7 protein-coding genes are annotated in these 9290 nt (G+C 71.2%); 1 reads left to right on the top strand and 6 read right to left on the bottom strand.

The features are described from left to right. Window positions 1–456 precede the first annotated feature (456 nt). The gene (locus AC2CJA_RS06740; protein WP_484601741.1) at window positions 457–1254 is read left to right on the top strand and encodes an AfsR/SARP family transcriptional regulator; all 798 of its coding nucleotides are present in this window, start codon (window positions 457–459) and stop codon (window positions 1252–1254) included. 82 nt (window positions 1255–1336) lie between these two features. On the opposite strand, the gene AC2CJA_RS06735 is transcribed toward AC2CJA_RS06740, so the two are convergent. The 6 genes from AC2CJA_RS06735 to AC2CJA_RS06710 form a co-directional block, all read right to left on the bottom strand. Next, window positions 1337–2002 (bottom strand): NHL repeat-containing protein, encoded by a 666-nt coding sequence (locus AC2CJA_RS06735; protein ID WP_484601740.1) that lies wholly within the window; start codon window positions 2000–2002, stop codon window positions 1337–1339. Window positions 2003–2083: 81 nt separating this feature from the next. Next, entirely contained in the window at window positions 2084–2536 is a 453-nt protein-coding gene (locus AC2CJA_RS06730) for a nuclear transport factor 2 family protein (RefSeq protein WP_484601739.1), read from the bottom strand. A gap of 41 nt (window positions 2537–2577) precedes the next feature. Next, the gene (locus AC2CJA_RS06725; RefSeq protein ID WP_484601738.1) at window positions 2578–3354 is read right to left on the bottom strand and encodes a thioesterase II family protein; all 777 of its coding nucleotides are present in this window, start codon (window positions 3352–3354) and stop codon (window positions 2578–2580) included. Continuing rightward, the gene (locus AC2CJA_RS06720) at window positions 3351–4934 is read right to left on the bottom strand and encodes a long-chain-fatty-acid--CoA ligase (RefSeq protein WP_484601737.1); all 1584 of its coding nucleotides are present in this window, start codon (window positions 4932–4934) and stop codon (window positions 3351–3353) included. Before AC2CJA_RS06720 ends, AC2CJA_RS06725 begins: the two co-directional genes overlap by 4 nt. Continuing rightward, window positions 4931–8797: a type I polyketide synthase gene (locus AC2CJA_RS06715; RefSeq protein WP_484601736.1), complete on the bottom strand. Its 3867-nt coding sequence runs from the start codon at window positions 8795–8797 to the stop codon at window positions 4931–4933. Before AC2CJA_RS06715 ends, AC2CJA_RS06720 begins: the two co-directional genes overlap by 4 nt. Further along, on the bottom strand, window positions 8794–9075 hold the full coding sequence (locus AC2CJA_RS06710) for an acyl carrier protein (RefSeq protein WP_484601735.1): 282 nt from the start codon (window positions 9073–9075) through the stop codon (window positions 8794–8796). Before AC2CJA_RS06710 ends, AC2CJA_RS06715 begins: the two co-directional genes overlap by 4 nt. Window positions 9076–9290: the final 215 nt, after the last annotated feature.

Genomic DNA, 9290 nt, shown 5'->3' with positions numbered 1-9290 from the left:
GTCCCGGCCCCGGCGTGCGACGACCGCGCGGAGCCGCACGCCGCTCCGTCCACGGGCTCGGGCCGGACGCGCTCCGCGGCCCGAGAGGTACAGGCCGAGGAAGGGCGGGTCCCGCGCCCGGCCGACCCCCGCCAGGCCCGGCGCACCCGGTGGCGCGCACGGATTCGAAAACGTTCCCGATCGGGAAGAGAGCCGCGACCGGATCTGCCGTTGAACATGCCAGTGGCACGGGGTCCGGTTGTTCGTCCCTCCCCGGTTGCCCCGGCGGCCGGGACGGAAAGGGCAGCCCCGCCGTCCTTATCTGCTCCGTCGGGTACTGACGGTCAACTCCTGGTCAAGGCACTAGCAGCATTCCAGTGTGACAGCACAGGCTGTGACTGGTCATTACGGCAGCACATGCCGTGCTCAAGTCGACAGGCACGACTCCGACCTCTGCCACCCTACGGGGGAACACATATGCGTTTCCTGATACTCGGCCCCATGGAGATCCGCGCTCACGACCACCTCACCCGCCCCAAGGGCGCCATGCAACAGTTACTGTTCGCAACGTTCATGGCCAGCGCCAACAAACTGATCACCGTCGACAGCCTCACCGAGGAACTGTGGGGCACCACACCGCCGCAGAAGACGCACAACGCCCTGCAGGCGCAGATCAGCAGGCTCCGCCGCAGCCTGGCGCGGATCGAGTCGGACCCCGCGGCCCTGCGGATCACCACCGCCGTCTCCGGTTACCAGCTCAACGTCCAGCCGGGCGAGCTGGACGCCCAGGTCTTCCTCGACGCCGTCGAGGAGATCCGGGTGAACACCCGGGAGGACCCCCACCGCGACACCGCGGACCTGCGGCGAGCCCTCGGACTGTGGCGCGGGCCGGTCTTCGGCGGCATAGCCAGCGGCCCCCTCTGCCGCACCGCGGCGTCCAAGTACGAGGAGGCCCGCACGGCCGCGCTCGAACTGCTCTACAAGACCGAGCTGAGGGCCGGCGGCCACGCCCGGATCGTCCCCGAGCTGACGGAGATGGTGGCCCAGAACCCGCTTCACGAGCAGTTCCACCGGCTTCTGATGGTCGCCCTCTACCGTTCGGGGCGCCAGATCGACGCGCTCAACACCTACCGGCAGTTCCAGCGGCGCCTCGACGACGACCTCGGCATCGAGCCCTCACCGATGCTGCGGTGGTACGAAAGAGCCATCCTCGACCACGACCCGGCGCTGGTCGACGACGCGTACCTCAGCGACGTACTCGTCTCCCGCACCTGACCTCCGGTCGCGTCCGGAGACGGGGAGGCCGGCGGCACATGCTCTCCGCACGCCGCCGGCCGTCACGGGCCCGAGCCGCGTCTCACACGCGCCGGATGACGAAGGGCGGCGTCGGAGGCTCGCCCCGCGACAGGCTCATCACCTGCCCCTCGGCCACCCATGTTCCCCGTGCCGGGGCGACGGCTACGGAGGTGGGATCGTCCAGCCCCTCGGCGACGACGGTGGTCGTCCTCATGACGACACCCACGAGCAGCGGGCTGGAGGTGCCCGGTTCGGTCACGAGCAGCCGGGTGGGGCCGATCACGCGGATCCCGTCGGGCGCCACGAGACGGCGGCCCGGGACGATCTCCACGGGAGTGCGCGCGGAGCCGTCCGCGGCGATGTCCACGCGCAGGAGCCGACCGGTGTCGTTGTTGGTGGTGTAGATCGACGAGCGCCCGTCGAAGGCGATCCCGTCGACCAGGGCCACGCCGGTGCCGACGTTCACATCGGCCGGTACGAAGGTCTCCGCCGTCTCCGACCCGGGGCGGAACCTGACGATCTCGCCGGTGACGAGACTGGAGACGCGGAGCGTGCCGTCGGGGCCCGCGATGATGCTCTCCGGATAGAAGTCGTCGCCCGGCAGGACCAGGGTGTCGCCCGCACCGTCGGCCGGGCCGCCCTGTCCGCCCGGTGCCGCCACCGCCGCCGGGCCCGACGGCACGGTCAGGCAGACGGCGGCCAGCAGCGTTCTGATGAGTCCGTTCATCCGTCGTCTCCCGGTGGGGGAAGAGGGCCCGGAGACGGCGACCGGTGGCCACGTGCGCGCGTGGCCACCGGAGCCGTCTTCTCAGTGCTGGACGAGGGTGGGCTGCGCGGGACGCGTCACCCGCCCGGTCTCCTCGTAGCCGTCGTTGTAGACGAACGCGGTCGGGATCTTCTCGTGGAACTGGTAGTCGGCCCGGATGCGGCCGTCCTCGGCCAGGACGACGGTGTTCTGTCCGGCCATCTCCACCTCGCTGGTCTCGTCGGAGACCATCACCCAGTTGAACCGCACCAGGTTGTGGTGGCCCACGGCGTTGTAGCACGACTTGAAGTGGTAGCCCAGCGGGAAGTAGATGTTGTACGTGTAGGTGATCTGATCGGTGATCACCTCGTGACCGTGGAAGGGGTCGCGCCGGTACATGATGTAGATGGCGTCCGGGGTGTAGAGCTTCTCGACGCCGGCGCGCCTGAGCTTCTCGTCCGGCTCGTTCCACAGCTTGACGTAGTTCTCCGCCAGCCTGTTCGGGGTGGGCAACATCGATGTCCTCCTGATGGGTTCGGCTGTTTTCCGAAGGGTGGTCACGGCGACCGGTGCCGGTGCAGCAGCTGCACCAGGTCCATCGCCATGCCGGGTCCCTGGTCATGGATGAAGAAGTGGCCTCCGGGGAACTCCCGGACGCCGAGGAAGGCCGAGGTGCGGGCCTCCCAGGACCGCATCGCGCCGGGCGCGAGGTACGGGTCGTCGCGGCCGCCGTAGGCCACCAGCGGTGAGGAGACCGTGGTGCGGTCGTCCTCGTAACTGGCGCACACCGACAGGTCGGCCCGCATGGCGGGCACCACCATCGAGGACAGCTCGGGCAGGCTCAGAGCTTCCTCCGGTACCGTGCCCAGCTCGCGCAGCAGGCCGACGATCCGCTGGTCGGAGCCCTCGGCCAGGTCTCGGGTGGGCATCGAGAACCCCTCCGGCGCCCAGCCCGACACCCCGAGCACCGCGGGCGGCGGCGCCCCGGCCCGCTCCATGGCGACGGTCGTGCGGTAGGCGAGGAGCGCACCCATGGAGTGGCCGAAGACCGCGTACGGACGGTCGTCGAGTTCGGTCCCCAGAACGGCGCACAGCGCGTCCACGAGCGGGCCGATCTCGGTGAACGGCTCCTCCCGGTGTCGTTCCTGCCGTCCCGGCAGCTGGATCCGTCGGCACGCCACGCTCGGCGGCACCAGGGCGGGCCAGCGGCCGTACATCGAGACGCCGCCGCCGCTGTAGGGCAGCAGGTACAGCAGCGCCTCGGCTCCGGGGCCGGGCTCGGCCGGGTGCAGCCACCTCGCCGGGTCCGGCTCCGCGATCCGCTCTCCGCTCACGGCTGCCGGTTCGCGGTCGTCCGCGGCCGCGAGGAGGCGTACTCCTCGCGCAGGACGCGGCGCAGCACCTTCCCGGTGGGGTTGCGCGGCAGACTGTCGAGGAACACATAGCCGTTGGGGATCTTGTAGTCGGCGATCCTCCCTCGGAGGAAGACCATCAGCTGCCGCTCGGTCGGCTCCTGGTGTCCGGGACGGCGCACCACGGCGGCCCGCACCACTTCGCCCCAGCGGGGGTCGGACACGCCGAACACCGCCACGTCGGCAACGCCGGGGTGCTCGCGGATCGCGTTCTCGATCTCGACAGGGTAGATGTTCTGGCCGGCGACGATGATCGTGTCGTTGATGCGGTCCCGCAGGAACAGATAGCCGTCCTCGTCCAAGTAGCCGGCGTCGCTCATGTACAGCCAGTCGCCTCTGATCATCGCCTGACTGGCCTCGGGCTGCCGCCAGTACTCCGTGAAGCGCGCGGGACTGCGCAGGCATATCCGGCCGATGCGCCCGGGCGGCAGCGTGTTGCCCTCGTCGTCGACGATCTTGACCTCGTTGCCCGGGCACACCCGGCCCGCCGAGGCCATCAGGGGACTGCCCGGAACGTGCTCGTCCGGCCTCAGGCAGGTGACGAAACTACCGGTTTCGGCGGACGCGTAGGCCTGGGACAGCTCGCACCCGAACTCCTTGACGCAGCGCACCATCAGTTCGTAGTCGATCGGGGAGCCGCCGTAGACGATCTTGCGCAGGGAGCGGAACGCCTCCGGGCTCGCGGCCGGCTCGTCCAGCATCATCCGGAGCATCGCCGGGGCCGCCCACACAGTGGTCACGGCCTCGTCCCGGATCAGCCGCACGGCCTCCTCGGCCACGAACATCCGCATGACCACGCTGGTCGCGCCGACGTTGAAGCAGTGCATGAACCAGGCGTAGCCGCCGGCGTGCAGACCGGGGAAGCAGGTCAGACTGCGGTCCTCGGGACGCCAGTCGATCCAGTCCACCCCGTGCCCGCGCATGTTGTCGATGAAGGTGAAGAAGGAGCGGTGCGGCAGCACCACGCCCTTGGGCAGGCCGGTGGTGCCGCTGGTGTACATCTGGGCGATCGCTTCCTCGGTGTCCCCGGACTCCAGATCGGTGTCCGGCGCACCCGACTTCCACGCCAGGAAGCCCGCGGCCCGCTCCTCGGCGGTGTCCATCCCGACCACCGTCCGCAGCGTCGGCAGGTCGTCGCGCACCCGCTGGACGACCTTGAGGAACTCCCGCTCGGAGAACAGGATCTCCGCCCGCGAGTCACGCAGCACGTGGTCCACCTCGCCCTTGGCCAGCCGCCAGTTGACGGGAACCAGGACCGTGCCGCTCTTGGCGCAGGCCACGGCGAGTTCGTAGTAGTGCTCCGACTCCTTGCCGATGTACGCCACCCGTGCCCCCCGGCCGAGCCCGGCGCGCAGCAGTGCGTGCGCGGTGCGGTTGCTCTCGCGGTGGAGCTCGGCGTAGGTGACCTCGCGCCCTTCCGCCACCAGGGCGACGGCCTCGGGCCGCTGCCGCGCGTGCAGGGCGGATCTGGCGGTGATCGTCTGGTTCGTGGTGTCGCTCATGTCTCCTCTTTCGCGGTTCGCTCTTCCAGGAACTCCACGAGCTGTTCGACGGACGGGTGGTCGAAGACCGCCGATGCCGACAGGGACACACCCAGCTCGGCCTCGAGGAGACTTCTCAGCTCGGTGGCCACCAGGGAGTCCATACCGAGGTCGAGGAACGGGGTGTCCGGTCCGACGGACTCCGGGTCGTCGATGCTCAGCAGCCGCGCGACCGCCGAGCGGACGAACGCCTCGGTCGGCGCGGGCCTCCGCCCATCTGACGGTGCGGGGGGCGCGGAGACCGCGGGAGAGGGCGGCGGTGCGGGGGTCGTGGCCAGCCGTTTGAAGGCCATCCCCGAGATCTCCAGCACCGGTTCGTCGCCCTCCAGCAGGAGCGCGTCGACGCTGAAGGCCGGCCCGTCGCCGGCCCGCTCCAGGCGCAGCGCCGCCCGCAGCCGCGGCGCGCGGGGCTTCCTGAGGGCCCGTACCGACGCGATGCCGACCGACATGTAGGTCTCACCGGTCTCCCGGCTGTCCGCCAGGGCCGCGAGCCCGTGCGTGACGGCGTCGAACAGCGGCGGTGGCATGTGCTCGGCGGGCGACACCTCCCGGCCGTCCAGCTCACTGAGTGTGAAGTCCGGGCCGTATCGGACGACCCGGTCGACCCGCGAGAAGTGCGGGCCGTACTCCAGACCGGCCGCCGCGTACGCCGCGCGAACCTCCTCGCCGTCCAGTTCCCGGTCCGGCTCGCCCGGCGCGGCCGAACGGTCCAGCACCCGCCGGCCGGAGTCGCCCAGCGCCGAGCCGCGCCCGTCGGACGCGCCGATCACCGCGGTGACGTGCCGCCGCTCGACGGGGCCGTCCCGCCCGGGCGTACGGCTCACGATCTCCACCGAGGACCGGCCGTCGCCGACGGGGCGGCAGAAGGTGCGGACCTCCACCGGCGTACCGGTGAGGAACAGCGCCTCATGGAAGCGGAGGTCCTCGACCGGGCGGCGGGTGTCGCCGTGGACCGCGTCCATGAGGGCCAGTACGGTCTCCGCGTAGGCGGCCGCCGGCACGAAGGGGCGCCCGCGCAGCGTGTGGTCGGCGAGGTAGGCCGTGCTCCCGGGACCGAGCCGGGTGACGAACTCCCGCACTCCTCCGTCCCTCTCCCCGCCGCGCACCTCCGCGCCCAGCAGGGGGTGCGCGGTGGCCGCGGCGCCCAGCCCGTGGCGGCCGACCTGGTCGGGCAGCCAGTACCGCCTGCGGTCGAAGGCGTACGTCGGGAGCCCGGTCATGCGCCCGGGACCTCCCTCGTGCACGGCCGGCCAGGAGATCGCCAGCCCCGCGCGGTAAGCGTCGGCAAGCGCCTGGTGGACGGCCCTGCCCTCGCCGTCCCCGGACCGGAGACTGGAGAGCCACAGGTGTCTGCCGTCGGGCACGCACCTCCGCCCCAGCGACCCCAGGGCGGAGGAGGGTCCCACCTCCAGGAAGGCGTGCCTGCCCCGGGCGGCGAGCGCGCGCATACCGCCCTCGAAGTCGACCGTCTCGCGCACGTGCCGCACCCAGTAGTCGGCCGTGGCCATCTCACCCGGGGCGGCGACCGCGCCGCTCAGGCAGGAGATCAGCGTCACGGTGGGCTCGTGGAACTCGACACCGGCGAGGGCCGCTCGCAGCGGTTCGAGGATCCCGTCCATCAGCGGGGAGTGGAACGCGGAGGAGACGCGCAGCGGCGTGACCGTCACATCGCGCTGTCGCAGCGCCTCGGTGACCTCCGCCAGCGATCCGGCGCCGCCGGAGACGACGCACTGACGCGGGGAGTTGACCGCGCAGACGCTCACGTCGTCCAGCCCGGCCAGCAGCGGCTCGACCTCGGCGGCGGGCGCGGAGACGGCGGCCATGCCGCCGGGAGTGGTGACCGACTGGATCAGCCGCGCCCGCTCCGCCAGGAAGAAGACGCCGTCCTCCAGGGTGAACAGTCCCGCCACGGCCGCGGCCACCACCTCGCCGACGCTGTGCCCGATGAGCGCGGTGGGCCGTACCCCCCACGACTGCCAGAGCCTGGCCAGGGAGTACTCCAGGGTGAACAGCGCGGCATGGGTGTACACCGTCTCGGCGAGCCGGGCCTCCGCGTCCGGGGCCGTGCCCAGCATGACGTCGCGCACGGAACGGCCCAGATGGCGGGCGAACAGCTCGTCGCACGCGTCGACGTGCGAGCGGAAGACCGGGAAGCGCCGGTACAGCGCGGCGCCCATGCCCGCGTACTGCGATCCGGAACCGGTGAAGAGGAAGGCGGCCTTGCGCAGGCCGCCCGGCGACGGTCCGCCTCCGGCCGCCGCCGCGGCCTGCCGCTCCAGCGCGGCCGCCAGCTCCGATCCGTCGCGGACCACGGCGGCCATGCGGTGGCTGAAGTGGACGCGCCCCGTGTTGCGGGTCAGGCACAGGTCGGCCACATCGGCCCCGGGCCGTTCGGCCAGGTACCGCCGGTGGCGCTCCACCTGCAGGCCCAGTGCCTCCCGGCTCTTCGCCGACAGGGTGAAGACGTGGAGACCGCCGCCCGGTTCGGACGGTCCGGCGCCATGGGCGGACTCCGGGGCGCCGGCGGGGGCGGGCTGGGCGGGCGCCTCCTCCACGACGGCGATCCCGATGGCGCCGGCCACGCCGAAGCTGTTGACCATCGCCCGGCGCACCGGCGCCTTCCACGGCCTGCACTCCGTCGGCACCGTCACCGGGTACCGGTCCCAGGGGATGCGGCCCGAAGGTTTCTCGTACAGGTGCGGATAGAACACACCGGCCCGCATCTGCAGGATCACCTTGACGATCCCGCCGAGCCCGGCGGCCGGCTCCATATGCCCCAGGTTCGACTTGACCGAACCGACCGTCAGGGGGTCGCCGCCCCTGCGCGAGGCGCCGAACACACCGTTGATCGAGCCCATCTCGATCGGGTCGCCCAGCGGCGTGCCCGTGCCGTGCGCCTCCACGTACTGGATGTCGCCGGGCTCCAGGCCGGCTCGCTCCAGCGCCCGGCGCATCACCGTCTCCTGCGCGTTCCCGTTCGGGGCTGTCAGCCCCGCGCTCTCGCCGTTGTGCCCGATGGCGGTGGAGCGCACCAGCGCCAGAATGGTGTCCCCGTCGCGCCGGGCGTCGGAGAGCCGCTTGAGGACCAGCACGCCGCAGCCCTCGGCCCGCGCGTATCCGTCCGCCGCCTCGTCGAAGGCCTTGCACCGGCCGTCGGGCGCCAGCATCTGGTTCCGCGAGAGGATCGCGAAGATCTTGGGATGGTGCAGGGCGTTGACCCCGCCGCACAGCGCGATGCCGCACTCGCCGTTGCGCAGCCCTTCGACGGCCATGTGCAGCGCGGTCAGCGACGACGCGCACGCGGTGTCGGTGGTCAGGCTCGGCCCGCGCCAGCGCAGGAAGTACGACAGCCGGCCGGAGAGCGGGTAGGCGCCCATGCCGGTGGCCAGTGCTCCGTCGAGCTTCTCGTACGGCACGGAGTCAAGCTCCATGGCCTGGTCCAGAGGCGTCGCACCGACGTAGACACCGCCGTCGCGCACCGCGGTCGGGTCGACGCAGGCGTTCTCCAGCGCCTCCCAGGCCGTCTCCAGCAGCAGCCGCTGTTGGGGGTCGACGTAGTGCGCCTGTTTGGGCGCGATGCCGAAGAACTGCGGGTCGAACTCGTCGATGCGCTCCAGGAAACCGCCTGCCGCGGTACGGATGGTGCCCGGCGCGTCGGCGTCCTCGGAGGTGAAGGCGTCGACGTCCCAGCGGTCCCGGGGCAGCGGGCGGATGCCGCTGCCCCCGTTCCGCAGGAACCTGTCGAACCCGTCGGCGGTGTCGTTGCCACCGGGGAAACGGAACCCGATGCCTATGACGGCGACCGGCTCGTCCCGGGCGCTCACCGGCGTCCCGGCCCGGCGGGCGTGCCGGACTCCCCGGCCGCGCTCTCCGGCTCCGCGAGCAACTCGGCCAGGACATCGTTCACCAGGTACTCCACCAGCTGCTCCACGGTGGGGTTGTTGAACAGGACGTTGGAGCTGATCGAGCACTCCAGACGCTCCTCGAGCCGCTGCTTGGCCTCGGTGACCCGCAATGAGGTGAACCCCAGGTCGAAGAAGCTCTCCGACAAGGGGAAATCCTCGTCGTCGGTCATGAGGAGCGTCTTCCTGAATTCGGTCACCACGAGCTCCTCGATGTATTCGGGACGCTCTGACCTGGGAAGTCCTCGTAAGATTCCAAGAGATTCCGACATCTGCTTCCACCCGCTCCCGGCCGTATATGGCGATGTCAGTACCGGCCCGATTGAACCAGAGCGTGTTGACGCAGACCTGATGAGGCGCTGACGGGAGTCCGGGAGTCGCCGCCCGGCCGGCTCCTCGTATCCGTCAGTTGACC

The sequence above is a fragment of the Streptomyces sp. ATLC9 genome (assembly GCF_057196705.1).
This window is presented reverse-complemented; position numbering and strand designations above follow the sequence as displayed.